The organism is Paenibacillus sp. EPM92 (assembly GCF_016586185.1).
GTDB lineage: Bacteria > Bacillota > Bacilli > Paenibacillales > NBRC-103111 > Paenibacillus_G > Paenibacillus_G validus.
This window is the reverse complement of the sequence record NZ_BCPS01000054.1, coordinates 26914-52792: the sequence shown is the minus strand read 5'-3', so window position 1 is coordinate 52792 and position 25879 is coordinate 26914. Positions and strand designations below refer to the sequence as shown.

The following is a 25879-nucleotide window of genomic DNA, read 5'->3' as shown; positions in this document are numbered from 1 at the left end:
ATTGTTATGCAAATCATGGTATATCCCCCAAGCATGCAGGGTACCGGCGCTTTCGACGGAGGCAAAATCACCGAGCGGAAGCCGGTCGGATTTCCCGGCGAAGGCTCGGTCGTGAAAGGAGTCGGACCGCTTTTTTACTGGTCTTGGGCATTCTCCAAGCATGAAGGCTACATCGGGCTGCATCCGCATCAAGGGTTCGAGATCATGACGTACGTCATCCAGGGCAAAGCCGAGCATGGCGATACGCTCGGCACCCGCAGCGTCGTCGGCCCCGGCGGTGCGCAGGTGATGCAAACCGGCTCGGGCGTCTCGCACGAGGAACGGTTCATCGGCCCCGATATGGAGGGCTTCCAGATTTGGTTCGAGCCTGAGCTGCGCGCTGCCATGCAGCGGAAGCCGACGTACAAGCAGTTCGAGCATGAGGAGTTCCCGATCCGCCAAGCGAACGGCGCCGTGCTCAAAACGGTGATCGGCGAAGGCTCGCCCATCGAGCTCGTCGCCGACGTGCACGTCTGGGACATCGAGCTCGAGCCGGGCGCTTCCTATACGCATACCATCCCCGGCGGACGTACGCTGACGGCGCTGGCCATTCGCGGCCAAGGCGCGTGGACGCAAGCGAACGGCTCCGATACGGCGTTCAACCACCAAGACTTCATGACGATGCGAGCCGACCAACCAACCGAAGTGACATTGAAAGCGGGCGACAACGACAAGTTGCGCATGATCTGGATCGAGGTGCCGACCCAAGTGGCGTACCCGTTATATCCGAAACGTTGATAACCGCGTCCGGCTTGAGCAAAAGGGGCAGCCCTCAAGGTCAGGAATTGACCTTCTTGAGGGGCTGCCCCTTCGCCGCTTTCCGGAAGATCTGCTTGTTCAGCTCGACCCTCTGTACCCTATCAACGATTTAATCGATCGGCCACGCTTCCTTGTCGTAAGCCATTTCCCAGAACATGTACTCGTACCGGCTGCTGATCACGAAATGGCGCTTCATCCGTTCGCGATCGGCTTCGGACGCCTGCTCCGCGAGCTCGTCAAGCCGCGCAATCTGCTCCTCCACCAGCTCACGGAACCATTCACCGCCATAAGCTGCGATCCATTCGCGGTAAATCGGTTCGTCAGGCGTGCAGGACTGCAGCCGCTCACCGATTTCGTAGTACAGCCAATAACAAGGCAGGATGGCTGCCACGATGTCGCCGAGCGAGCCGGAATAAGCCGCGCGCAGCATATGCGAGGTGTAGGCGTAGGCCGTAGGCGCCGGCTCGAACGCCGCGTGTTCTTCCTCGGTGATGCCGAGCAGCTTGGCGAACTTCTCATGCAGGGAAAGCTCCGCGCCTGTGTGCCTTGGGCGTGAACCGCCATCCGGTTGACCGTGTACAGATCGCCGGCCTTTGCGGCACCAAGCGCCTGCACGCGGGCGAATTGCGACAAATAGTAAGCGTCGTTCAACACGTAATGGCGGAAGCAATCGAGAGGCAGCGTACCGTCGCCGATGCCGCGAACGAATGGATGTTCGAAGCTTGCGTTCCAGCTTGTATCGACCGCAGCCCGAAGTTGCTCTGAAAATTTCATAAAAAGACCAGCCTCCTCCAAATTTTCCGATGAAATCGACTTCGCAAGACATGCGGTTAACGCACGTCTGTCATGCTAAAGTGCGGCAGCTGCGTGGCAAACACGAGCGCGGCACACCAGATGCACGCCATGAGCGCAACCAGCGCCGCATCGTTCCCCGACCAGCCGATGCGGTAATAAAACGTGCGCGCTCCGCTGCCGGAGAAGCGCTTCGCTTCCATGGCGACGGCAATTCGCTGGGCGCGGCGGATACTTTGCGCCAGCAGCGGAATCGCATACCGCTTGACCGAATCGAGCACGCCGCGCAAGCCCCGCGGCATTCGCACGCCGCGCACCAGGAAGGCCGAACGCAGCGTGCGATATTCGGCTGCAGCAATCGGGATAAGCCGGATCGCGGCCATGAAGCTGTACGCATAGCGGGGCGGCAGCCGCAGCTGCTGCATCAAGGAATAAAACAGGAATACCGGATTCGTCGTCAACCCGAACAGCAGCCCGATCAGCGCCATGTCGATCGTTTTAAAGCCGATGTGCATGCCTCGGAAGAAGCTCTCTTCCGTAATATGCACGAGGCCATAGCGGAACCACGTCGTCTCGCCTTGACCGAAAAATACCATCGAGGTGGCGGACGAAACGAACATGATCCCGAACGGAAGCATAATCAGCATAAGCCTGCACACCGGCTGACCGGAAGCGAGAAACAGCAGCAGCACGTACATCCATGTGACATGAATCAGTACGTTAATGTTATGCGTTAACAGCACGATCACGAAAATCACGACGGACAGCAGCAGTTTAAAACTCGGATTCACCCGGTGCAGCCACGTTTCGCGGCCTGCCTTCATCAGTGGCATGGACGTTCAACTCCTCACCTTAACCGTTTGCGGCTCAGACCCAGTGCCGGACGCTCTGCCGGTCGCTTCGTACGCAGCCGGAAGCATGTCCGCAGCCAGCTTGCCGTCCCGCACTTCCCAGACGCGGGTGGCAAACGTGCGCACGATGCCCGGATCGTGCGTCACCATCACGATCGCGATGCCTTCCGCGCGCCACGCTTCCAGCTTCTCCAGGAGCGCGAACGTGCTGGCCGCATCCTGTCCGAACGTCGGTTCGTCCAGCAGCAGCAAGGCTTGCGCCTTAACCGTGGCGGCGGCTACCGAGAGCCGGCGCTTTTGGCCGAGCGACAGCTGGTAAGGATGCTGGTTCCGCTGCGGCAGCAGTCCGAACTCGTCCAGCAGCGCCTCCGTTCTCGCGGCAACGCCGATTTCCGGTTCGCCATCCCTCCGGAAATTAAAAGCGACTTCGTCGAACACGCTGTTCGCGATGAACTGCAGCTCCGGATTTTGAAAGACGAATGCGGCCGAATCGACGACGTCAGTCAGCCCCTTCACCGCCGACCCGTTCATCCAATAACCGCCCTCTGTCGGAATGAGCTGCATCAGGGCGGACAGCAGCGTGCTTTTGCCCGCCCCGTTCTTGCCGACGACGGTCACCCATTCGCCCGGATGCAGCTCGGCCAAGTCCACCTCAATCTTCTTCGCCTTGCCGTGGTATCCGGCAAATTGACGGAGCCGGATCAAGGGCTCGCCTGTTCCGCCCGGCTTGCATGCAGCGCAGCGTTCGGCGGAAAGCTTACGCTTGCAGCTGTAGTCGTCCCATATGCCGGGGTACCAGATGCCGAAGGTCTGCAGCTCTTGTCGATGCTCGCGGAAAATACGCGAAGGCTCCCCATCCGCCAGCATCCGGCCGTCCGTGTCAAACAATACGACCCGATCGACGAAATCGACGATATCGTCAATCTTGTGCTCGACGATCAGTACGGTTTTGTTCGCCGTCACCCGTTTGACGGTTTCCCATACTTCGCGCGTGCCCTCCGGATCGAGCAGCGACGAAGGCTCGTCGAGAAACCAGACGGCCGGATCGAGCGCCAGCAGCGAGGCGATCGCCAGCCGCTGCTTCATACCGCCAGACAGCGAGGCGATCGGAAAGTGCGGATCTTCAAGCTCTAGCCCGACCTCTTCCAAATAAAAGCGGATCAGCTCCGGCATCCTCTCCCGAGGCACCTGCAAGTTTTCCAGAACAAACGCCAGCTCCTCATCCACATAGGGCATACAAAACTGGGCGTCCGGGTCTTGGAACAAATATCCCCAAGATGTCGGCCGGCTGATCCCGTCGAACTTCATCGGCACCTCGATCACGTCCGGTATCAAGCCGCTTAACACCTGCAGCAGCGTCGATTTGCCGCAGCCGCTCGGTCCGAGCAGCAGCACCTTCTCGCCGGGCCGGACATGCAGCGACAAGTCATCGAACAGCAGCGACGCGCTGCCGGGAAATTTCAAACGAAGCTGCGATACCCATAGACCCGGAGTTGTCGTTCCTGTATCGAATGCGCTCATCATGGCTTATTTACGTTCCAGGGCGTTATAATCGCTTTTGTTGACCGGACGCACCAACTGGGTCACGCCCGTCTTCTCCAGCGCGCTCACAAGCGCATAAGCGAGAGGACCGCAAATGACGAAAGCGCCGACGAAGCGGAATACGATATACAGCGTCAAGTTCCAGGTTGTCAGTTCCAGCAAATAGCCTTTGAAATAATCGAACACCACGGCGCCGAAGCCCGAAGCCATACCCGCCAGGCCGGCCGCTGCCCAAGAGAAGTTCCGGTACAGGAACGCAGCGAAAATCAGCTCTGCGCACAACCCTTGTGCAATGCCGTACGTCAAAGCTTCGACCCCGTACTGCGAACCGGCCAATAGCTCACCGGATGCAGCCGCAATTTCAGCGAGCAGCGCCACGCCGGGTTTCCGAATAATAAGGAACGCAACCGTGGCAGCGATAAACCACATTCCGTACGTGAGCTGTTCCAACTGCAAGCCTGGTACTTTAAGTACGTTGTATACGTCGCCCCACAAGCGATAAATAATAGCAAACACGACCGCAATCACGATAGTGACCAAAATATCGGTCAATTTCAAACCTTTTGACATGGACGATCCCTCTCTTCTTATAAATAATTGTCCTTACAAGACGTCCCAAGGCTCGCCTGTCTCCCCTGTGCGGATTACGCCAAAAAAGCCGCCCCCGATCGATTCGGAAGCGGCCTTGTGAGCACTATTGAACCAGCGTGCTTACGCTCTCCACTTCCCTACGCTGGTATCATCCAGATCAGGTTCAGAGGGTCTAGGATCTATTGATCCAATCTCAGCCGATGCGGCTCCCCTAGTGACATAAACATATTAACACGATTGAAATAAATGTCAATGGCTTTCCTTGCTTATCTTTTTAAAAAAATCTTTGCAGAAACGGCCTAGTCAATCGTTTTGAATTCTGTTAATATTACTTTGATTTGTCATATTCCATAATTTGGTCGATACGTTCTAAGGGGGTTTCTCGGTAGCTGGCAAAAGCGGTGGACAGAAGTCGATAAGAAAAGGCGTCAGATCATATTGGAAGCGCTATCTTTTTTATTAACGGAAAGGAAGCGAGACCATGGAAAACATAATTCATCGTGAATTCGAAGCGGTTGAACCGGTGTTCGTCACCATCGAGATGGTGTCGCATTGTGGATATTGCACGCAGGTGCATGGCGATCCGTATTGCCGGACGCCAGTACATTGCACCAAATTTTCCGGTTCCTGCAGCCCGATTCATGTTAATTTGGCGACCTGCATGACTTGCGGTGAATACAAGAAAAGCACCTAGGCGTGAAAATCGACCGGACCGCGCAAGTAGAAGGCCCTTTCGGGGGCCTTCGTGCTTTTTTTACGGCTGTTTGCAGGTTGCTTTGTCTACGGTTCTGTGTCAAGATATCGATAGATTCAAACTACGTTAACGAAGGAAACAGGTGACGCATAAACCCCATGAAGATAACGTTTTTTCGGCTCTTAACGGAACTTTCATCGCGCAAGACCGTATCCCGCCTCACAGGAGCCTTCGCCAAATCGCGTGCCAGCCGCAAGTTCATTGCGCAGTTCGCCAAGACGTACGGCATCCGCGTTGAAGATGCGGAGAAAGCGCTGCACGAATATGCGTCGTTAAACGACTTCTTCACGCGACGGTTGAAACCCGGCTTGCGTCCGGTTCACACCGCCGATAACAGCGTTGTCAGTCCGGTAGACGCTTTGATCACCGGGATGGGCGACATACGCGAAGGAACGATGCTGAGCGTCAAGGGGCAGGATTACACCGTCGAAGAGCTGCTGGCGCATAGCCCGCGGCGCATCAATTATACGAACGGCTATTTCTACGTGCTTTACTTAAGCCCGACCGACTATCATCGCATTCATGCGCCGATCTCGGGAACGATTATCGAGAAGGAGCACATCCCCGGCAAAGTGTACCCCGTCAACGATTTCGGGTTAAAGCATATGCGCCGCGTACTCAGCCGTAACGAGCGGCTTATTACGTACATGCAGCACGGTACCGGCGAAGTCGCCGTCGTCAAGGTCGGCGCGTTGAACGTCAGCTCCATCCAATACGTATCGCCGCTGCCGGAGAAATTGTCCGCCGGTGACGAGCTCGCGTATTTCGAGTTCGGCTCTACAGTCGTGCTGCTCATGGAAAGCGGCACGTACGAAGCCCGATCCGATCTCACAGTCGGCAGCAAAGTCAAAATGGGCGAGGCTCTCGGCACCTTAAAACCGGCCCAGTCCTCGCGTTAGAATGAGTCGGTACGTGCTTGCCAGCCTGCACGTACCGACTTTTATGTTCCCTCCGGGAAAGGAGCGCTTCACATGTCTTTACAAACCCGAACGGCCGCCGACGGTCCGGCTTTGCGTCAACCGCCGAAAGCCGACGTCAAGCCGACTGTCTTTCGCATTTTGCTTGCCATCAGTCTGGTTCATCTGTTTAACGACACGATTCAATCCGTCATTCCCGCCATCCTGCCGATATTGAAAGAAACGATGCAATTGAATTATACGCAATCCGGTATCATCGTCTTTGCGCTGAACATGACCGCTTCCGTCATGCAGCCCGTGGTCGGTCTGTATTCGGACCGCAAGCCGCGCCCTTATATGCTGCCGATCGGCATGGGATTTACGTTCCTCGGCGTGCTCGGTCTGGCGATCGCGCCGAACTACACGCTCGTGCTGTTGTCCGTGCTGCTGATCGGCGTCGGCTCGGCCATTTTCCATCCGGAAGGCTCGCGCGTCGCCTACATGGCCGGAGGCTCCCGGCGCGGACTCGCCCAGTCGATCTTCCAAGTGGGCGGCAACTCCGGCCAATCGCTGGCTTCCGTGATGACCGCCCTCGTGTTCGCCCCGCTGGGCCAGATTGGCGCTATCTGGTTTACGGCGGTCGCAGGCATCGGCATCGCCGTGCAGCTGTTCATTTCACGCTGGTATAGCGGTTATGTAGCCGCAAATCCGCCGGCCGCCCGGAGGAACGGCGTCCGTGTGATGGATCGAAAGCGGAAGAAGCACATTCAATTTGCTGTCGTTATGCTGATCTTCCTCGTCTTTGCCCGTTCGTGGTACCATGCCGGGGTTACGATTTACTACCCGTTTTATTTAATGGAAAAGTTTTCTATCAGCTTGGAGCAAGCCCAGCTGTATATCTTTTTGTTCGCCGCCGCGGGGGCGGTCGGGACGTTCATGGGCGGTCCGCTGTCAGATAAATTCGGCCGGCGCAACGTCATCTTTTTCTCCATGTTCGGCGCCGCTCCGCTTGCACTAATTCTGCCTTACGCCGACGCCTTCTGGGCTTACGTGATTTTACTGATCAACGGCTTCATTATCTTATCCAGCTTCTCCGTCTCGGTCGTCTATGCCCAAGAACTGATTCCCGGCAAAATCGGCACGGTCTCCGGCCTGATCACAGGCCTGGCCTTCGGCCTTGGTGCGCTTGGCGCCGTTGCGCTGGGCGGTTTGATCGATAAGTATCACCTGCAAAGCGTCATGAGCTGGGTCAGCTTTTTGCCGATCATCGGGCTGCTTACGTTCTTCCTTCCGGGAGACCGGAAGCTTCAGGAATGGGCGAAGGAGGAAGCTTAAACGATCAAGCGGTCCATCCTTTGGCATGCGGATGTATGGTCCGGGCCAACAGGCCCGCTCTCTTTGCCTAGCAGGGCGGTGTGTGTCAGCGACGCTTTGAGCGGCTATCCCTTTCACTCAGGAACATGCGCGACGGGCCTACGCAATTGGTCTTTCCTTGTGTAAACCGCGTCGCAGCTTCCAAAAACAGGCGTAAACGGGTATGCTAGAGAAAAACCCGGAGCAACATCCGCCAAGGAGGCTTACAATGAAAACGGAGACCGAATGGGCCGAGTTATGCGGCTTGCTGCCGTCCTGGCTGGAAGCCAGCCGGCAGCAAGCCGCATACGGAAAGCCTGCCAGCTACATCCCCGAGCTTGCACACGCCCCGGCCGATGCGCTAGGCGTAACGATTATGGCCCCCGACGGGCAGAAAATCTCTGCAGGCGAGTGCGGGCATGCATTTACGCTGCAGAGCATTTCCAAAGTATTTACGCTGCTGCTCGCTCTGATGGATCAAGGCGAAGAAGGCGTGTTCCGCAAAGTCGGCATGGAGCCGACCGGGGACGACTTCAATTCCATGCTGAAGCTGGAGCTCGTGGAACCCGGTATCCCCTTCAACCCGTTGATTAATGCGGGGGCGATCGTCATTTCCTCGTTGATTCGCGGCAGGACGCCGGAGGAGAAGACGGAACGGATCCTGACGTTCTTTCGTACGATAGCCGGCGATGCGTCGCTGACGTACAATCAAGCGGTGTACGCTTCCGAATCGGCGACCGCGCACCGGAACCGCTCCCTCGCTTATTTTCTGAAGGACAACCGCGTACTGGAGGAAGATGTTGAGGAGGTGCTGGACGTCTACTTCAAGCACTGCTCCATTGAGGTCAACTGCCATCATATTGCCCGGATGGCGCTGGTGCTCGCCTTGAACGGCAAAGAGCCCGATACGGGGTGCGAGCTCATTCCGCGGCGCTACGTGCAGATCGCCAAGTCATTCATGATTACGTGCGGGATGTACAACGCGTCCGGAGAGTTCGCCATCCGTGTCGGGCTGCCGGCCAAGAGCGGCGTCGCCGGCGGCATCCTCGCGCTGGTGCCGGGCAAATACGGCATCGGTGTCGTAGGCCCGGCGCTGAACGATAAGGGCAACAGCGTCGCCGGGGTTCATTTGCTGCAGACGATGTCCGAAGCGTGCGATTGGAGCATTTTTTAGCAGACCGCCGTCAACACGCCCGGGAAAAACCACCGTGACGCTCCCGCGTCAAAGTGGTATAATATTGGCTAATGTACGGAAGAAAGATTTAGGAAGGAATGAAATTCATGAATTCTCTTGCCCAGAAACTGAACGAGACGATCGCTCAGGAAAATGCGCACGTCTACGAAATGCTATCCGAGCTCGGCCGGCAAATTTACTTCCCGAAAGAAGGGATCTTGAGCCAATCCGCCGAGGCGAAGGCCAAAGCAAAGAAATTCAATGCAACCATCGGAACAGCGCTGGAGAACGGTCAGCCGATGCACCTCAAGGTGATCCAAGACACGCTGTCCGCCTATCAACCGAAGGACATTTACGAATATGCCCCTCCGGCCGGGAAGCCGGAGCTGCGTGCCGCCTGGCGCGCAAAGATGATCGAGGAGAATCCGTCCCTGCAAGGCAAAGGACTCGGCAATCCGATCGTCACCAATGCGCTTACGCACGGACTCAGCATCGTCGCCGACCTGTTCGCCGGTCCCGGCGACGCCGTCATCATTCCGGATAAGAACTGGGAAAACTACGAGCTGACCTTCGGCATCCGCCGCGGCGCCGAGCTTGTGTACTATCCGCTCTATAATGCGGACCGCCGCTTCAATGCGCAAGGACTGCGCGAAGCGCTGCTGGCGCAAAAAGATAAAGGAAAAGCGATCGTCGTGCTGAACTTCCCGAACAACCCGACGGGATATACGCCTGGCGCCGAAGAAGGCCAAGCGATTGTAGCCGCGATCCGCGAAGCCGCCGAAGCCGGCATCAATGTCGTAGCCGTCACGGACGACGCGTATTTCGGATTGTTCTTCGAAGATTCCCTGCAGGAATCGCTTGCCGGGCAACTTGCCGGCCTGCATCCTCGCGTGCTGTCCGTCAAAATCGACGGCGCAACGAAGGAAGAGTATGTGTGGGGCTTCCGCGTAGGCTTCATCACCTACGCCGGTCAGAGCGATGCCATGCTGGCCGCATTGGAGCAAAAAACGATGGGCATTATCCGCGCCACTATTTCCAGCGGGCCGCACCCGTCGCAGACGTTCGTGCTGCATGCGCTGCAATCGCCCGAGTTCAAGGCGCAAAAGCAAGAGAAGTTCGACATCATGAAGGGCCGCGCCAACCGGGTCAAAGCGCTGCTCGACAGCGGCAAGTACGGCGATGTCTGGGAATACTACCCGTTCAACTCCGGGTATTTCATGTGCCTGAAGCTGAAAACGGTCGAAGCCGAAGCGCTGCGCACGCATTTGCTTGATAAATATGCCATCGGCACGATTGCCCTCGGCGAAACCGACCTGCGCGTCGCGTTCTCCTGCATCGAAGAAGCGAACCTCGACGAGTTGTTCGATTCGATTTATCAAGGTGTGCTCGACATCCAGGCCGTCACCGCCAAATAAACGTAAAAGCCAAGCTGCGACCGGCTCCGGTCCAAGCTTGGCTTTTTTTTGTTGGGAGCGTGCGGATGTCTGGTAGTTGCCCACATCCGCAGTGCAGCCGGGAGCAGCCGGGAGATATGCGAAGGCCGCCCATACTCCGCTCTGACGCCCCTTCGCGCAGCACGCTCATCCGCCTGTCCTCACGCCTTCTACGGCATTCGTCTACAGCCGCGTGCCGCGCCTTCTCCGTGCGAGCCCGTTGCGGTCGCGCGCGCCCGGCAAGGATCGGCCCGCCGGACGCCAACGATCGTCCTCATCCATAAACTCCTCGTAGTCCTCCAAAAACGTGTCGGTCACCGTCTCTTGTTTTTCCTGCAATAGTCCTCACCCTCCGTCAAATCAACAAATTAAACAAGTACGGATCCTTATTGATCTCGCTGTACTGGAGACCGCGTTCGTTCATCCGTTCCAGCAGCGGACCGTAATCGTCCTTATGCTTCAATTCTATGCCGACGAGCGCCGGGCCGTTCTCCTTGCTCGTCTTCTTCGTATATTCGAAACGCGTAATATCGTCTGTCGGGCCGAGCACGAACTCGAGAAACTCCCGTAAAGCGCCCGCACGCTGCGGAAAATTAACCATGAAATAATGCTTCAGTCCTTCGTAAATAAGCGACCGTTCCTTAATTTCCTGCATCCGGTCGATGTCGTTGTTGCCGCCGCTGATGACGCAGACGACGTTGCGCCCCGCGATCTGTTCGCGGTACAAGTCCAAAGCGGCCACCGGCAGCGCGCCAGCCGGCTCCGCCACGATCGCATTCTCGTTGTACAGCTCGAGAATCGTCGTGCACACCTTGCCTTCCGGCACGACGACAATGTCGTCGACCACCTCGCGCACGATCGTGTAATTCAACTCGCCGACGCGCTTCACCGCCGTGCCGTCGACGAACTTGTCGATCTCGCCGAGCGTAACGATGCCCCCCGCATCGAGCGATTGCTTCATCGACGGCGCGCCGGTCGCTTCCACCCCGATGACGCGCGTACCTGGGCTGATGCTCTTGACGTACGTGCCGATGCCCGCCATCAAGCCGCCGCCGCCGATGCCGCCGAAGACGAAATCGGCCGGCTCGCGCATGTCCGCCATCAGCTCCATACCGACGGTACCCTGCCCCGCCACTACCTTCGCATCGTCGAACGGATGGATGAACGCCGCCCCTTCCCGTTCCCCGTATGCGAGCGCCTCGCGCAGCGAATCGTCGAAGGTGTCTCCGATCAGCAGCACCTCCACGAACTTGCCGCCGAACAGCTTCACCTGTGAAATCTTCTGGCGCGGGGTCGTCGTCGGCATGAAGATTTTGCCCGGAATCTCGAGCGCTCTGCACGAGTATGCGACCCCTTGGGCATGGTTGCCCGCGCTGGCGCAGACGACGCCTTTGGCGAGCTGCTCGTCCGACAAGCTGCGTATGAGATTATAAGCGCCGCGAATTTTGAACGAACGCACCACCTGCAAATCTTCCCGTTTCAGGAACACATTGCAGCCGTATCTTTCCGACAGGATATAATTCTTTTGCAGTGGCGTATGATGCACCACATCCTTCAGCACATGGCTGGCCACAAGGATATCTTCCAGCTTGATCCGATTTTCGCCCATGGTTTTCATTCCCCACCCGTTATACTTAATTTCTACTATTATACACGGCCCGGACCAAAAGAAAATAATAAAAACGAAAACAGCCCTCCCCCAAGCCCGCAGACTTAGGAGGAGGACCGTTCTTTCGTTGTAAGGCTAACCTTTTTCTACTCTCTAACAATCTTTATCTATTATCGAATAATGACGGTGTGTACGAGTTGTTGTTTGCCGCGCAGCTCAACCGAACGACCGCTTGTCAGCAAGCTGACGTCACCGGAGATATACACGTCAGGCGATACGCCGTATACGGCTGTTTGAACGCTGCCGTTGACATTTTGATTAATGGAAATCGTCGCGATCGACCCTTGGGAGTTCAGGGTGTATCCGTTCAGCGTACCCGTCACCGAAAAATCAACCGTTTGCTGCGGATTGCCTTCGGCTAATTTCAAGACTTCCACGTAAATCGCTTTGCCGCCGTACGTACGGATCAGCACCTGGTCGTTCGCACGCAGTTCGCTCCAAGCGACGCGCGCGCCGTTACGGAATACGAATGCGTTCGCATCAAGCTCAACACTTACCGTTTCGTTATTGGAAGCTTTCACCTGCAGGATGTTGTTCGCAACAGGAGCGACAACCGAGCCTTTGACGGATGTATGATCCGGCAGCTGGCTGCCCGTACGGTCAAGCAAGGCCGCAAGCTCTGCACGCGTTACCGGTTGGTTCGGACGGAACGTATTGTCTTCGTAACCGTCGATCAAGTTTTTCTCAAGCGCAACGGCGATGTAACCGACCGATCCCGCTGGAATTTTGTTCGAATCTTTAAACGGAAGCTTAGCATTCATCTTGGCCTTCGCTTCGTCCTGCAGCTTGAGCGCCTTCACAAGCAGCGTCGTCGCCCACAGACGGTCCGCTTCTTTCTCCGGCTGCACCATGGTGTCGGTTTCCGTGAACAGGTCGTTCTGCAGCGCCACAGACACGTAGCCGACGGCCCAAGGATATTTCTCCTGTACCTTCTTCGCATCGCTGAAGTTCAAGTTCGCCTGCTTCGCTTCCGGCGATTCCGCTTGGTCGCGGAGACCCATCAACCGGACGGCGGCGGTAATCGCCTCGATGCGGCTGATCGTTTTGCGAGGCTGGAATGTGCCGTCTTCATAGCCTTCGAATACTTTCTTGGATGCCAGGCTCGCTATGTATCTGGCCGCCCACTCCACGTCTTTTCCTCTTAGATCGTCAAAGGTAAGTTTGATTTCAAGGTTAGCGCTCTTCGGCGTATACTTCGTCTGGATCGAGCTGCGTTCGTTGCGGTCGTTATCTTTGCGGTCTTTGTCACGGTCTTTGTCGTTACCGTGTGCAAATGCAGCCGTCGAACTTCCCAGCACCATGGCCAGCGTCAATCCCGAAACAAGCGTTTTTTTGAATGTGTTGTTCATCATCAGATCTCCTTTAACCGGGTAGAATGAATAAAAGGCTGTAAGACCTCAGAACCTTCGCGAAGTGTTCCTGGATTCACCCATAGCTTTCGCCGCTTGGAAAATGTTTGTGGGGGTGCCACTTACTGATCCGTCGCAAAAATGATAGACTTATCTCTATACCCCCCAAAGGAGCGATATGAAAACCGATGAAACGCAAAGGAACTACGCTGTCCGTCGTCCTGGCGACGGCGGCTCTCCTCATGGTCGCAGCCATTTATTTATTTACGAATACGTCTTCTCCTTCCCGGACGGAAACGCAGTCGCAGACACAGCCGACAAGCGATTCGAACAAGAACGCCGTCGTACATACGGAAAGCGCACAATCCCTGCAGACGAAAGATACGGCGCTCCCTGCGGACAAGGTTGACGTGCTCATCGTCGGCAGCGAGCTGGAGGGGCTGTACTTGGCCCGCGCTGCGGCGGACGAAGGGCTGAAAGTGAAAGTGATCGACCCGCGCGAGGCGTTCGGCGGCCAGGTGCTGCAGGGAGAGATGTTGTTTCTCGACGAAACGCGCGACGACAAGCACCGGCTGCTCGTGCAAGGACGGGCGAAAGAGCTGTTTGACGGCTTCCGGCAGGGCAAGATCCGTAAGCTGAAGGAATTCGAGCAATACTTCGAACAGCTGAGCAAAGACATTCCCGTCGAGCAGGGCGTCGTCATCGAAGGCATTGAGCTGCAGCCCGGCGAGTTTGGCCCGCAGGCGGTGAAGGCGGTCGTCTACAAATCGAAGGACGGCCAGAAGAAACGGATCGAGGCGTCCTACTGGGTAGACAACACCGACTTCGCGGCCTTGGTCGGCAAGCTGCAGGTGCCCCGGCTGCCGGGACTGGAAGCCTTTTACGGCCAGAACAACGTCGAGTATATGAGCGCCGGCCTGATGATGAAGTTCAAGAACGTCGACTGGGCGAAATTCCAGAAGCAGTTTAATGAATTAACGAAGGAAGAGCGTAATGCGAAGTACGGCTGGGGCTCGGTCGACGGCAGCTTCGCCATCAGCCTCTCGGGCATGACGAGCCGGTACAAGCCGACGAACGATCGCGTATTCTTGCGGGGATTGAACGCGGTTAACCAGCGGGACGGCGAAGTGTTGATCAACGCCTTCCTCATCTACACCGTCGATCCGTCGAACGACGCTTCCATCCGGGAGGCGATGGAGCTTGGCAAGAAAGAGATGCCGCTCATTCTCGAGCATTTCCGCAAAAATATCGTCGGCTGGGAACACGCGGAGCTGAACGGCTTCCCGAACTACCTATATATTAGAGAGTACAACCATTATGAAACGGATTACGTATTGAAGCCGTCGGACATGCTCGGCGCGAAGATGTTCTGGGACAACGTCAGCATCGCCGGATACCCGCTCGATCTGCAGGGCACCAGCGCCAATAAGTGGGGAATCGAGATGGGACGCCCGGATAAATACGGGATGCCGCTGCGCAGCTTTTTGTTGAAAGGGTTCGACAACGTCATTATGGCCGGTAAAAATGTCGGCGCTTCCGCTATCGCTTACGGCAGCGCGCGCATTCAGCCGAATACGAGCCTGGCTGCCGAATCGATCGGCGTCATCCTCGGGCAAATCCAGGGCCGTCAGAAGCTGCGCGCGGTGACAGAAGCCGATATGCCGGCGCTCCATGCCTACTTGGAAAGCAAGTACAAGATCAAGCTGACCGGCGTGACCGGCAACAACAAGCTGACCGGCTGGACGGCCGACGAGCTCGCTAAGCTCGATACCGGCGAAATCGTGTACCCCTCCTATATAAAAACAAGAAAAAAATAGCGCCGTCCGAGACGGCCTCAGCGAATCGCTCCCGAATGACTTCCGGATGAAGTCGGCCGGGAGCTTTTTTTTTCAATTGACACCCTCGAACAAAACAACTACAATAATTTAGTTAAAAGATTGAACTATTTATCCTTAAAATATTTATTGAAAGAAACGGGGTACCCTTTTTGGATCAATTACATGCATCCTCTCCAATTGAAAAATGGACTCGTTTAGTCATGCGCAAGTGGCACGCCGACATGTCCGTTCTGCTGAAACAAGGATTGCCTATCCAGCAATATTACATGCTCGAGGTGCTTCGCGACGGCCGTCAGATGAAGAGCTCCGCCATTGCCGAGTCCCTTCACGTTACGCTTCCGGCCATTACCAACCTGACACAGAAGCTCGTGTCCGGCGGTTATGTCGAACGGATATTGACGGAAGCGGACCGCCGCGTCGTATACGTACGCATTACGGAGAAAGGACTCGAAGCGCTGAAAGAGCTCGATGACGCAGCAGCCGGACTCGTCGAACGCTTCTGGTCGAGACTTGAGCCGGCGGAAGTGGACGAATTAACCCGGCTGCTCCGTAAAGCGATGCAGCCTAAAGAATAGGCCCGCCCCAACAGCCCCCATTAATTTCACCTCGAAGAAGGAGAATGAAAATGTCAACGACCGAACCGGCAACGAAGGAAACAACGAATGAGAGTCAAGGCGCGGCGGGGAATATCGCGTTTTGGCCGGTGATGATCGGCATCTTTTTCGGATCGTTCCTGGCCTTGCTCGGGATGAGTACGATCAATGTCGCCATTCCCGTCCTAATGAATGAATTTCAAACCGATCTCGGCATGGTGCAATGGACGCTAACCGGGTTCATGCTGTCGACCGGGATCATCTCGCCGATCACGGGATACTTAGGGGACCGCTTCAGCACCAAGTACTTATATGTGACCGCCCTGATCGGATTTACGTTAACGTCGGGCCTTTGCGCAACCGCCTGGAATATCGAATCATTGATCGCTTTCCGGGTTATGCAGGGCGTGTTCAGCGGCATGGTCATGCCGGCGACGATGACCATTATTTATCAAGTCATCCCGCGCAGCAAACAGGCCTACGCCATCAGCATGTGGAGCTTGGCCGCGATGCTGGCCCCGGCGCTCGGGCCGACGCTCGCCGGCTGGCTGATTCAATCGTTCGACTGGCGCTGGTTGTTCTACATCAACCTGCCGTTCGGCGTCCTCGCTGTCGTCGTCGCTGTCAAAATGATACCTTATTACCGGCTTAATACGCCGAAATCGTTCGATTTGTACGGATTTATTACGGTGATCATCTCCAGCGCCTCGCTGCTCGTTGCCTTCAGCGAAGCGCATCGCTTCGGCTGGGCATCGTGGAAGACGCTCACGCTCATCACGGTCGGGCTGGTCAGCCTGTTCCTGTTCATCCGGCGCGAGCGCAGCACGCCGCAGCCGCTGCTGAATTTGAGCGTATTTAAGTATCCGCGTTACACGTTTACCTTGATCATCAGCTGTATCATGACCATCAGCCTATACTCCGGCACGTATTTGACGCCGGTGTTCCTGCAGAACATTCAGCACGTGTCGGCGTTCGATACCGGCCTTATCCTGCTGCCGTCTTCGCTTGCGATGGCGATTTTCATGCCGATTACGGGCAAGCTGTACACGAAAATCGGCCCGATGTGGCTGATCATCTCCGGTATCGTGCTGATGTCCGTCGGCACGGCCGCAATGGCGCAATTAAGCGTCGACATTCCGCACAGCTATATCGTGTTCTGGATGACCGTACGGAACATAGGAATCGCGCTGGCCATGATGCCTTCATCCAATGCGGGGATGGAAGTTATTCCGAGAGAATTGTCCGGACACGCTTCGTCGGCGAATAACTGGACTCGCCAAGGACTCGGTTCCTTCTCGATCGGTTTATTTACAACGATGCTCGCCTCCCGGGTAACCGTGCACGGGGAGGAGCTTGCCGCTTCCGGTGCGGTCCAAGACAAGGCGCTGCTCGGCGCACAGGCGTTCACGAACAGCGTGAACGATGTATACTGGCTGGCCACATTCATCGTGCTCGTCGGCATACCGTTCGCTTTCGTGCTCCGCAATCGCAAGAAGCCGGATAACGACGTGAACAAAACGGCGAAGGAAGCCGCCCGGCCTGCAAGAGGCGTAAGCGGCTAGACGCCTCTGCGCCGCGAAACGAAAGCGGGATTTCATGAATGATTTTGCGCTTTCCGGGCGCATCAAAGAAAATAGCGGAACTGAGGTACCTTATTTGCTGGCAGACGGCTCACAAACTGCCGTTCACTGCAAAAAGCGCACTCAAGTTCCGCTATTTTTTCGGTTATAATTCCATTTACAGGTATTCATGCTTCGTGGGTAGTTTCGCTAAAACCGCAGTTTTAGCTGCAGCTTCATGTCCGAGCCGTCAAACGAGACGCTGCGGATGCCGATATGCCGGGGCATATACGAATCCAGCCGAATGTCGAGCGGATCGAGCTGGAACCAATCGAGGGGAAGCGACGCCTGCCGGATGTTGGTGCCGACATGCCGGATCGCCAAGACCGGCTCCTGCCAGGCAAGCTCGAAGCGAAGCTTCGCGCTTGCCGGCCAGCGCTCCTTGACGAGCAAGTTCACGTCGGCCACGAGCGTACCGTCGCGCAGCGTAAAGCGCGCCCCCGTTACGGTTGCATCGGGATGGACGCGGGGCCGCGCGGCCAGCGATTTTTTGATCAGCGAGTCGACCTCGCTTTCGCTCAAGCTCACTTCGAACTTTCGCTCCAGCAGCAGAGCCGCCAGCTTGTCGTCTAATCGCAGCGGCGCATAACTTAAATCGAGCGCTTCCGCCGGCTTGACGTACCATAGCGCGGCAGCTCCGGCCAAAGCACCGATGATGAGCACGGCGATCAACGCTTTCACAGCTTTCATCGCAGCCCCTCCCTCCTTGCTGCACGCACATTCCCCCGGCGCCGCGCTTATCCCGGCCTGCACGGGGTCGGAGGCGGCTCACCGGCCGCATTCGCAAGCCGTTATCGGGGCCGGAGACTCGAGCCGGTCTATGCCGGTTCTCCGCACCAGCCCTTCCGGAGCGCACCCGCTTCCCGCTACTTCCGCTTATGGCTGCGCTCCGCCTTCGGCATGTCGGTGCGTTCCGGCTTCGACTTCAGCCAGCGCGGCGCGCCTTTGTTCTTGCGTTCGCGTTCGCGCTCCCGCTCCGTCTGGCGCTTGTCCGGCACCGCCGGCGCGCCCTTCTTCACCGGCCCCTTCGCCTTCGGCGCTTGACGCTGGACCGGGGCGCTGGCGGTTTCGGCCCGCAGCGCTTCGCTGCGGCTGCTCATCTGCGACGCTGCGGCGCGCCCCTCGCCGGCTGCCCGCACGCTTCGCTTGTCTCCGGCGGCCGCGCGTCCCGCTCCCGCAAGCTTCCCGGCGCTTTCTCGCGGCATTGCCGGACGTCCGTCCTCCGGCTTCCTGCGCTCCGCCGGGTTCCTGCTGTCAGCACCGGGTTCCCCCGCGACGGCGCCCCGCCCCGGCTTCGGATCGAACACTTTGCCGTGCGACATGATTTTACGCTGCAGATCGATGCCCAGCGACTTGGCGAATTTGTCCATAATGAAATGTTCCCGCGGCGTAACGATCGAAACCGCCGTTCCTTTACGCCCCATCCGGCCGGTACGGCCGACACGGTGCACATAATGATCCGCATCCACCGGCGGATCGAGGTTGAAGACATGCGTTACCTGAGGCAGATCAAGTCCGCGCGCAGCGACATCGGTCGCCAGCAGCAGTTGAAACCGCCCGGCGCGGAACGCCTGCATCGCTCTGGCCCGTTCCTGCTTGAAGGAATCGCCGTACAGCCCTTCGACCGATAACCCGGCATACTTCAGCTTCGCTACCGCTTCACCGATATCGTCGGTCTCGTTAATGAATACGATGGCCTGCTTCGGATTATATAGCCTCACCAAGCGCCGCAGCGTGTCGATTTTGTCCCGCTCTTCGCTGACGAAATATAAATGCTCCAGCGTTTCCGATGTCCGTTGACTCGGATTGACCCGCACATAGACCGGGTCGCGCATCCAGCGCTCGATGACGGCCTGCAGCTGCGGCGGATACGTCGCCGAGAAGAACATCATCTGCCGGTCGCGCAGCATTCCTTTGAGCAGCGCTTCGACTTCACCCATCGAGCCGAGCTCAAACACCTGATCGACCTCGTCCACCACGACCATGCGGATGCCCGACAGCTTCAGCTTCCGCAGCTTCACCAGTTCCTGCACCCGTCCAGGCGTGCCGACAACGATCTGCGGCTTCAGCTTCAGCTTATCGATCTGTCGCTCGATCGACGCCCCGCCGATCAGCTGCTGCACGCGAATACCCGTATCCTTGGTCAGCTCTTCCAGCGTCTGCACGATCTGCATGCCAAGCTCCCGCGTCGGCACCAAGACCAGCGCCTGCACTTCACGCAGCGGCGCTTCGATGCGGTGCAGAACCGGCAGCGCATAGGCAAGCGTCTTGCCCGTACCCGTTTGCGATTGGGCCACGACATCTTTGCCTTGCAATGCCGGCGGAACCGCCTCCGCCTGAATCGGCGACGGATCGGTGATCCCAAGCTCCGCTAACCGCTTCACATACGGCGGATCGATCCGTAACGCCGAAAACCCCGTTAAACTCATGTCATCATCCCTTCAGTTGCATATCGTGATCCTAGTATACCAAATTGTTCCGCGAATTTCCCCTGCCCCGTCTTGACCGAGCGCTTGTTTTTATATACCTTAGTAAAAAGAATTCATTTTATAAAGAGAGGGTTCAACCCGCTATGCGTACAAAGATCGAGATCGTATCTGTAAACGTTGGCCGTCCCGCCCCCCTTGCTTACCAGAACAAGATCGTCCCCTCCGGCATCGGAAAAACGCCGGTGTCCGTACCTCTGCAACTCTCTCTACTCAATCTTGACGGAGATGAGCAGGCGGATCTGGTTCATCACGGCGGCCGGGATAAAGCGGTATGCGTTTATTGCGTCGAGCATTACCCGTACTGGGAGTCCTTGACAGGCTCGACCCTATCCTTCGGGGCGTTCGGAGAAAATGTGACGGCAGGCGGGCTTACGGAGCTTGAAGCTTATATCGGAGATACGTTTCAATGGGGAGACGCGATCGTACAAATCAGCCAGCCCCGCCAGCCTTGCTTTAAACTGGCAGCCAAGCACGGCTGGCCGGAACTTCCGAAGCAAGTCGAAAAAACCGGATATACCGGTTATTATTTCCGTGTACTGGAAGAAGGCCGGGTGTCCGCAGACAGCAGCCTGCAGCTGCTCGAGCGTGACCCGCAAGCCGTAACAATCGACTATGCCAATCGAATCATGTATCGGGACCAAACAAATGCCGCCGCTATGGAGCGTCTGCTCCAGCTCCCCGCGCTTTCGGCAAGCTGGCAGGCTACGTTCCGCAAACGCCTAGCGAAACTGAACTAACCCTATATTATTCGCTCATCTCCTGCCGCTTGCGGGTAATCCACGTAAACACGGCATCCAGGGCCCGTTCGTCCTCCTCCTTCGGAAAACGATGCCCGAGCCCTTCGTACAGCTCCATCGCATAGTCCTTGCCGGCCGCTTCGAGCGCCAACGCAAGCTTGCGTGCCTGCTCCACGCTCACCTGGTGATCCGCGGTGCCGTGCACGATCAGCACGGGAACGTCGATCCGGTCAATCCAATATACTGGCGACCGGGCTTCGTACGCGTCCGTTTGCTTCTTCGGATGTCCGACGACCCGCTTCAGCATCCGCCGCATGTCGACTCGCTCTTCATACGTATCGAGCAGGTCGCTGACCCCGCCCCATACGACAACCGGCCCCGCACCGGGGCATTCCTTCGCAGCGAGCATCGCCATCAGCGCCCCTCGCGAGAAGCCGATCAGCGGCACCGGACCGCTCTCGACCTCGGGCAGAGACTGTACCATGGCGAGGGCGTGGCATACGTCGAAGCGATCCTCACCGGCGAAGTCTTCACGGCCTTCGCCGCCCTCATTGCCGCGGTAGAAAGGCGCAAACACGGCATACCCCCGGCGGGCCATGGAGAAAATGCGGCGCTTTCGCACCATTCCTACCTTGCGAATGCCGCCGCGGCAGTAGATGACGGCAGGCATTGGCATCCGCCCTTCGGGTACTGCCAAATATCCTTTTACCTTCAGACCTTGACTGATATATGTCAGTACGTACAATAAAATCCCTTTTGCTGCGCTCCTGAGCGGTTGTCTCTCCACCAGTGTCCCGTCCTGCTCCGATTTTACGCAAGCTCTTGAGAACTCACCGATGCTGCTATCCGAACCTATCGTTTCCATTGCCATTCGAGTTCACGCTCCATTTTGACACATCCCGCTTCGGGAGTTACACTAAAACTTATTATGACCGGAAAGGTGGGCTTTCAATGAATGCACGTTTTACAACCGAATTCGACGCGCTGCTTGAGAAATTTGCCGAGCTTCTAACCGGGGACACTTCTCCCGAGATGGTAGAGAAAATAAAAGTATGGTCGATTTACAACCATATTCATAAGACGATGCCGGCGCTCGCCAGCCATTGGAACCAGAACCATCCGGAAAGTAAAGCGGACATCCGCGCGCTGTACGAAGAAGTCCGTAACCTGAACCAGAAGCTGAAAGAAGCCAACAAACAGACGGAGGGATGACCTCCGTTTATTTTTTGTTCAACAGCTTGTAGCCGATCCGGTCAAAAAGCCGTGGGAACAGCTGATACAGCTTGACCCCCGCCGCAGCTGTGAACGGCAAATTGACCTCCGGCGTCCGCCGTTCGATAGCCTGCAGCACTCGTTCAGCCACCTGCTCAGGCTTGAGCATAAACCATTTCACGTTCTTCACGTAGCTGCCCGACGGATCGGCGATATCGAAGAACGGCGTATCGATGGGTCCCGGATTCACAGCCGTCAATGACACGCCTGATCCGACCAGCTCCTGCCGCAAGCAGTTCGTTAGCCCCAGCACCGCATGCTTGGTAGCCGAATAACCGCTTGATTTGGCCGAACCGATCTTGCCGGCCATCGAAGCGATGTTGACGATATGGCCGCTTCCCCGCTTTAGCATAGAAGGCAGCACCGCTTTCGTGCATCGGACCGTCCCCATATAGTTAACGTCCATCATATTTTCGAACTCGCGAAGCGGCGCATTGACGAAAGAGTCGAACACCCCGTAACCCGCATTGTTGATCAGGATATCGATCCTTCCGTATTCGCGCAGAATACGCCCCATTACGTCCTCCACCTGTTCGGCGGACGTCACATCCAGCGCATAGGTCCCGTGAGGACCGCGAATACGGGCTGCAGCTTCGGCCAGCTTCGTTTCCGATCGGGCAGCCAGCACCGGCACCGCCCCACGCTCGGCAAACATGTGGGCCATCAAGGCCCCAATACCGCTGGACGCTCCCGTAATGATAACGATTTTATCTTGAAAAGACATGCTTCTATCCCCCTAGTCATAGGTTAAACCGACAAAAAAGCGAAAGCGCCGCTGTCCGGGTCGGATCAGAGTATCGCCTTCGCTTAAGCTTATACATATTGCGGGTGAGATAGCAACAAAATCTTCTTTGTCTTTTACGTGATCAAAACCTGAATATCCAGCTCACCAATTCCTTCCATAATCAACGGAATCGTCAACGCCTTCTTGGCGTCGAACCCTGCGGAAGAGGCGGAATGCAGAAGCTTCGGCGGTGTAATGTCTACGCGGACGCCCTGGTTAAACAACATCGTGCTTGCATTGCCGCTGATCATATTGCCCAGCTCGGAGATTGCGCTCTTGCTCATGTCATCCAATTCCGTGATCAAGAAACCGCCCATCATCGCCGAAACGACTTTGAGAGCGACGCTCTCATGCAGCCCGAATACGATGTCACCTTGCATTTGTCCCGTCATGCCGATTTGGATCCATATGTAATTCTCAACAAACTTTACGTCCTTGATGCCAAGCTGCCCGGTGGACGGTCGAATATTGGCGACCTGTTCAATAACGATTCTAGCTGATTCCAGAAACGGATTAATTAGCTCTGCTTTCATTCGAAGACCGGTCTCCTTTTCGACAAATCCTTTGTACTCGTAGGACTTATTATTACTTCATTATACCTAATATCAAGCTCGGCGTATAGGCATATTCCTGTGATATACTTCACAAGAATAACGAATTTCCTAAACTTCTCCTATAAAGCCATCGGCAAACATGGATCCTTCGTCCCCAAAACGCGATTTTTCGCCAACAATCGCCCCTCACCCCGCAGCAGTTCCATCCCGGCTACAACGACATCGATAAACCCGCTGATGCTGAAGTAACAGCCCTGAAGCTCATATGCCATCCAACGCGGGTTGCACATCGTTCCTGCTTGCCGTACCCTTATATATCCCAGCCGAAACTGTCATACACAACGCCTTCCCTGATCCTGGAAATCGCCTGACGAACGTGCGGAATCGTAGCGTCAGGAAGTATCTCAAGCGGAAACCATGCCATCTCCGAGCATTTCTCCGGCTCGTTGTTGAACGGTTCTCCTTCCCATGCGTTGACGCGTAGAAAAAAATCGACCCACTCCCCCGAGTCCGACATCCGGTGCATCACAAGCACAACCTCCAAATTGTCCGGATGAAGCCGAATACCGATTTCCTCCTCCGCTTCCCGGATCGCTGCCTGTTTCACTTCTTCACCGCCATCCAGTTTCCCCGCCACCAGACTGAACTTTCCGTCCTCATAGCCCGTATTGGTTCGCCGCAGCATCAGGAGCTTCCCTTCGCGTACAAACAGCAAATAAACGGCGCCGTATATATGAAACCATGGTTTATCCATTCATCCCACCTGCTTTGCTCATCATATTCCTGAAACACAGCTGCCATCGCTTTAGATCCCGTCCAGGTTCCAAGACAACAAGCCGCCCGTTTTCCCCATCGTGTTGGCTGCTCCTATCGCAAACATCGTCGCGCCATACGACGCCTACTGGAGTAACACTTCTCACCCTGGCCTCATCCTTCTTCCATTGTATGCATTCAACAAAATCCGCACACAGGAAGTTGAATTGGATAATAATAATAACATTAGTAGATCTGTTTACCGTTCATTGATTCCTGAACCTCTGCCTGGTTTACGTCCCGTTCTTTTGTCTCGTTACCCCATTTCACGGTCCGTATCCTCTTGCCTCGTTTGTCCCTCATTCATTAGTCGCACGGCCCCCTTCTTCACCCTGAGTTCTCCATCCTGACTTCTTCATACTCAACCTTCATACTCAACCTTCATACTCAATTCTTAGTCCAGACTTCCTCTCCCTTTCCCCCACCTGCTGGCCCTCTATCGTTGTTTTCCCCCACTTCTTCAACCTCCTGCTCCTCCATCTCGCTTGCCCCTGCATTTTTCAATCCCCTACTACTCCATCTCGCTCGACCCTGATTTTCTCAACCTCCTACTTCTCCACCTCGCTTGCCCCTGCATATGTTCTCAACCTCCTACTTCTCCACCTTGCTTGCCCCTGCATGTTCTCAACCCCCTACTTCTCCACCTTGCTTGCCCCTGCATGTTCTCAACCTCCAGCTCCTCCACCATGTCATTACCCCAACTAGTCTTCGGTTACTATCCCCTTTACTCAGGCAAACTATAGGACGACGTACTTAAAGAAGCTAGCCTAGAAGAGGCTACATGTTAATTAAAATAGAACTTGAAATAAGAACAAATGTTTGATATTATTAACAACAAGAACATTTGTTCCCTATTTTGTAAATAAGGAGCCTTGTTTATGGACCTTACCATGATGACGCCGCCTTTCAATTTTCCGACGGAAACAGCTTGCTTCGAAACTTTATTTCAGGCAAAATGGCCTAATGGCTTCATTTGTTCACGCTGCGGGCATCGTCACGCTTACCAGATTCATACTCGCAGACTTCCTCTATATGAATGTCACGCCTGTCGCTACCAAAACTCTCTTATTGCCGGTACTGTCATGGAAGGCAGCCGAACCGATATGCGCAAATGGCTGCACGCCATATTTCTCATTTCTCGTACGGATTCCGGTATTAACGCAAAGCATCTCAGTAAAATCATCCGCGTTACCTACAAAACCGCTTGGCTTATGCTCCAAAAACTTCGTCATGCCATGAATCAAGCGATCGATAGCGATCTTCTCTCAGGAATTGTACGAGTGAATATCGCTCATTACGGACGCCCCCATTGTCCGATCATAGTGCCCCACCCTCAAAGACAACCTCTGTTTATCGCTGCAACCATGAAAGAAAGTGGAGAGCCTTGCCGCTTCAAGATAAAGCATCTTTCCAAAGAATACTTAAACGATGGACTGGTTCGTCGCACCGGCACGCAACTATTCACTGAGCAGCATGTGGATCAGACGGCTAATGTCGATATAGAATATATAACTGCGCGTTTTAGTCCTCGCCGATTTCATCGTTTACTCGCCGTGGCTGCAGATGCAGGCCGCTGGATTAACCTTACCTTCCATGGAATCGGGCCTAAGCACCTCCAAACTTATATGGACGAATACTGCTACCGCCTTAATCTTACACTGCGTGATACACCAATTTTCCACAATATGCTACGCCTTTCCGCCACTACCGCTGCTGTACCTTATTCTGTAATTATTCAAAAATTGGCCTGTTCTTACTACTAAGTATCGGCAGTTGTCATCATTCATCACAGTTGTTTTTGACGTGCTGTTTTGTCATGCCCTGCACCTGCTTCCCATTTCAAGCAGTACTCGTCATATCTGCTTCTACTGCGGCTTATTTCGGATTTACGTACTTCTTCTTTCCTTACTTTGGTTTTATTTCTTCTGTTCTTTGATTCAAGTCTGCTCTCATAAGCTTGCTTGCTTCTGACTTACTT

24 protein-coding genes, 2 pseudogenes and 1 riboswitch are annotated in these 25879 nt (G+C 55.7%); of the genes and pseudogenes, 12 read left to right on the top strand and 14 right to left on the bottom strand.

Annotated features, from left to right (window positions below):
• The first annotated feature begins 6 nt into the window (after nucleotides 1-6).
• Nucleotides 7-777, top strand: coding sequence for a pirin family protein (locus tag JMF85_RS10490; RefSeq protein ID WP_127608835.1), 771 nt, complete (start codon nucleotides 7-9; stop codon nucleotides 775-777).
• Between the two features lie 130 nt (nucleotides 778-907).
• On the opposite strand, the pseudogene tenA reads toward JMF85_RS10490, so the two are convergent.
• The 5 genes and pseudogenes from tenA to JMF85_RS10470 all read right to left on the bottom strand — a co-directional run bounded on the left by tenA (nucleotide 908) and on the right by JMF85_RS10470 (nucleotide 4553).
• Nucleotides 908-1572: pseudogene (gene tenA, locus JMF85_RS10485) on the bottom strand (thiaminase II).
• A 56-nt stretch (nucleotides 1573-1628) separates the two neighbouring features.
• Nucleotides 1629-2423 (bottom strand): energy-coupling factor transporter transmembrane component T family protein, encoded by a 795-nt coding sequence (locus JMF85_RS10480; RefSeq protein ID WP_054798335.1) that lies wholly within the window; start codon nucleotides 2421-2423, stop codon nucleotides 1629-1631.
• Between the two features lie 6 nt (nucleotides 2424-2429).
• Complete coding sequence (locus tag JMF85_RS28800) at nucleotides 2430-3308, bottom strand: ABC transporter ATP-binding protein (RefSeq protein ID WP_483874221.1); 879 nt, start codon at nucleotides 3306-3308, stop codon at nucleotides 2430-2432.
• Nucleotides 3309-3467: 159 nt separating this feature from the next.
• Nucleotides 3468-3863: pseudogene (locus JMF85_RS28795) on the bottom strand (ABC transporter ATP-binding protein); the annotation flags it as partial.
• Nucleotides 3864-3968: 105 nt separating this feature from the next.
• A complete protein-coding gene (locus JMF85_RS10470) occupies nucleotides 3969-4553 on the bottom strand; it encodes an ECF transporter S component (protein ID WP_054798336.1) in 585 nt (194 codons plus the stop codon).
• Between the two features lie 138 nt (nucleotides 4554-4691).
• A riboswitch (TPP riboswitch) is annotated at nucleotides 4692-4797 on the bottom strand.
• 258 nt (nucleotides 4798-5055) lie between these two features.
• Here JMF85_RS10470 and JMF85_RS10465 point away from each other — a divergent pair.
• The 5 genes from JMF85_RS10465 (at nucleotide 5056) to JMF85_RS10445 (ending at nucleotide 10166) form a co-directional block, all read left to right on the top strand.
• Nucleotides 5056-5268: a hypothetical protein gene (locus JMF85_RS10465; protein ID WP_054798337.1), complete on the top strand. Its 213-nt coding sequence runs from the start codon at nucleotides 5056-5058 to the stop codon at nucleotides 5266-5268.
• A gap of 158 nt (nucleotides 5269-5426) precedes the next feature.
• Complete coding sequence (gene asd / locus JMF85_RS10460; protein ID WP_201318161.1) at nucleotides 5427-6227, top strand: archaetidylserine decarboxylase; 801 nt, start codon at nucleotides 5427-5429, stop codon at nucleotides 6225-6227.
• Nucleotides 6228-6299: 72 nt separating this feature from the next.
• On the top strand, nucleotides 6300-7559 hold the full coding sequence (locus JMF85_RS10455) for an MFS transporter (protein ID WP_127608840.1): 1260 nt from the start codon (nucleotides 6300-6302) through the stop codon (nucleotides 7557-7559).
• Nucleotides 7560-7806: 247 nt separating this feature from the next.
• A complete protein-coding gene (glsA, locus tag JMF85_RS10450; protein WP_201318160.1) occupies nucleotides 7807-8751 on the top strand; it encodes a glutaminase A in 945 nt (314 codons plus the stop codon).
• Between the two features lie 107 nt (nucleotides 8752-8858).
• Nucleotides 8859-10166, top strand: coding sequence for an aminotransferase class I/II-fold pyridoxal phosphate-dependent enzyme (locus JMF85_RS10445; RefSeq protein ID WP_141335107.1), 1308 nt, complete (start codon nucleotides 8859-8861; stop codon nucleotides 10164-10166).
• Nucleotides 10167-10367: 201 nt separating this feature from the next.
• On the opposite strand, the gene JMF85_RS10440 is transcribed toward JMF85_RS10445, so the two are convergent.
• The 3 genes from JMF85_RS10440 to JMF85_RS10430 all read right to left on the bottom strand — a co-directional run bounded on the left by JMF85_RS10440 (nucleotide 10368) and on the right by JMF85_RS10430 (nucleotide 13202).
• Nucleotides 10368-10523 carry a hypothetical protein gene (locus JMF85_RS10440; protein ID WP_201318159.1) on the bottom strand — a complete coding sequence of 52 codons (156 nt, stop codon included), beginning with the start codon at nucleotides 10521-10523 and terminating at the stop codon, nucleotides 10368-10370.
• A gap of 16 nt (nucleotides 10524-10539) precedes the next feature.
• Nucleotides 10540-11793 carry a threonine ammonia-lyase IlvA gene (gene ilvA / locus JMF85_RS10435; protein ID WP_397375987.1) on the bottom strand — a complete coding sequence of 418 codons (1254 nt, stop codon included), beginning with the start codon at nucleotides 11791-11793 and terminating at the stop codon, nucleotides 10540-10542.
• A 170-nt stretch (nucleotides 11794-11963) separates the two neighbouring features.
• The gene (locus tag JMF85_RS10430; RefSeq protein ID WP_127608844.1) at nucleotides 11964-13202 is read right to left on the bottom strand and encodes an S-layer homology domain-containing protein; all 1239 of its coding nucleotides are present in this window, start codon (nucleotides 13200-13202) and stop codon (nucleotides 11964-11966) included.
• A gap of 188 nt (nucleotides 13203-13390) precedes the next feature.
• Between JMF85_RS10430 and JMF85_RS10425 the strand changes: the two genes are divergently transcribed.
• The 3 genes from JMF85_RS10425 (at nucleotide 13391) to JMF85_RS10415 (ending at nucleotide 17195) form a co-directional block, all read left to right on the top strand.
• Complete coding sequence (locus tag JMF85_RS10425; protein ID WP_127608845.1) at nucleotides 13391-15019, top strand: FAD-dependent oxidoreductase; 1629 nt, start codon at nucleotides 13391-13393, stop codon at nucleotides 15017-15019.
• 170 nt (nucleotides 15020-15189) lie between these two features.
• Nucleotides 15190-15615 carry a MarR family winged helix-turn-helix transcriptional regulator gene (locus JMF85_RS10420; protein ID WP_127608848.1) on the top strand — a complete coding sequence of 142 codons (426 nt, stop codon included), beginning with the start codon at nucleotides 15190-15192 and terminating at the stop codon, nucleotides 15613-15615.
• Nucleotides 15616-15746: 131 nt separating this feature from the next.
• Nucleotides 15747-17195 carry a DHA2 family efflux MFS transporter permease subunit gene (locus JMF85_RS10415; protein WP_054798344.1) on the top strand — a complete coding sequence of 483 codons (1449 nt, stop codon included), beginning with the start codon at nucleotides 15747-15749 and terminating at the stop codon, nucleotides 17193-17195.
• Between the two features lie 207 nt (nucleotides 17196-17402).
• Here the strand turns inward: JMF85_RS10415 and JMF85_RS10410 are convergent, their stop codons facing one another.
• Nucleotides 17403-17942, bottom strand: a complete 540-nt coding sequence (locus JMF85_RS10410) for a hypothetical protein (protein ID WP_201318157.1) — start codon at nucleotides 17940-17942, stop codon at nucleotides 17403-17405.
• A 176-nt stretch (nucleotides 17943-18118) separates the two neighbouring features.
• Nucleotides 18119-19681 (bottom strand): DEAD/DEAH box helicase, encoded by a 1563-nt coding sequence (locus tag JMF85_RS10405; protein ID WP_201318156.1) that lies wholly within the window; start codon nucleotides 19679-19681, stop codon nucleotides 18119-18121.
• A gap of 143 nt (nucleotides 19682-19824) precedes the next feature.
• On the opposite strand from JMF85_RS10405, the gene JMF85_RS10400 reads away from it, so the two are divergent.
• Nucleotides 19825-20478 (top strand): MOSC domain-containing protein, encoded by a 654-nt coding sequence (locus tag JMF85_RS10400; protein ID WP_201318155.1) that lies wholly within the window; start codon nucleotides 19825-19827, stop codon nucleotides 20476-20478.
• Between the two features lie 7 nt (nucleotides 20479-20485).
• Here JMF85_RS10400 and JMF85_RS10395 read toward each other — a convergent pair whose 3' ends face one another.
• Nucleotides 20486-21343, bottom strand: coding sequence for an alpha/beta hydrolase family protein (locus JMF85_RS10395; RefSeq protein WP_127608874.1), 858 nt, complete (start codon nucleotides 21341-21343; stop codon nucleotides 20486-20488).
• Between the two features lie 86 nt (nucleotides 21344-21429).
• Between JMF85_RS10395 and JMF85_RS10390 the strand changes: the two genes are divergently transcribed.
• The gene (locus JMF85_RS10390) at nucleotides 21430-21690 is read left to right on the top strand and encodes a DUF2573 family protein (protein WP_054798626.1); all 261 of its coding nucleotides are present in this window, start codon (nucleotides 21430-21432) and stop codon (nucleotides 21688-21690) included.
• 7 nt (nucleotides 21691-21697) lie between these two features.
• Here JMF85_RS10390 and JMF85_RS10385 read toward each other — a convergent pair whose 3' ends face one another.
• The 3 genes from JMF85_RS10385 to JMF85_RS10375 form a co-directional block, all read right to left on the bottom strand.
• Nucleotides 21698-22474: an SDR family NAD(P)-dependent oxidoreductase gene (locus tag JMF85_RS10385; protein ID WP_127608853.1), complete on the bottom strand. Its 777-nt coding sequence runs from the start codon at nucleotides 22472-22474 to the stop codon at nucleotides 21698-21700.
• Nucleotides 22475-22608: 134 nt separating this feature from the next.
• On the bottom strand, nucleotides 22609-23067 hold the full coding sequence (locus tag JMF85_RS10380; RefSeq protein ID WP_054798625.1) for a chemotaxis protein CheX: 459 nt from the start codon (nucleotides 23065-23067) through the stop codon (nucleotides 22609-22611).
• A gap of 331 nt (nucleotides 23068-23398) precedes the next feature.
• Nucleotides 23399-23842: an NUDIX hydrolase gene (locus JMF85_RS10375; RefSeq protein ID WP_127608854.1), complete on the bottom strand. Its 444-nt coding sequence runs from the start codon at nucleotides 23840-23842 to the stop codon at nucleotides 23399-23401.
• A 937-nt stretch (nucleotides 23843-24779) separates the two neighbouring features.
• Here JMF85_RS10375 and JMF85_RS10370 point away from each other — a divergent pair.
• A complete protein-coding gene (locus JMF85_RS10370; RefSeq protein WP_201318154.1) occupies nucleotides 24780-25664 on the top strand; it encodes a transposase in 885 nt (294 codons plus the stop codon).
• The last annotated feature ends 215 nt before the right edge of the window (nucleotides 25665-25879 follow it).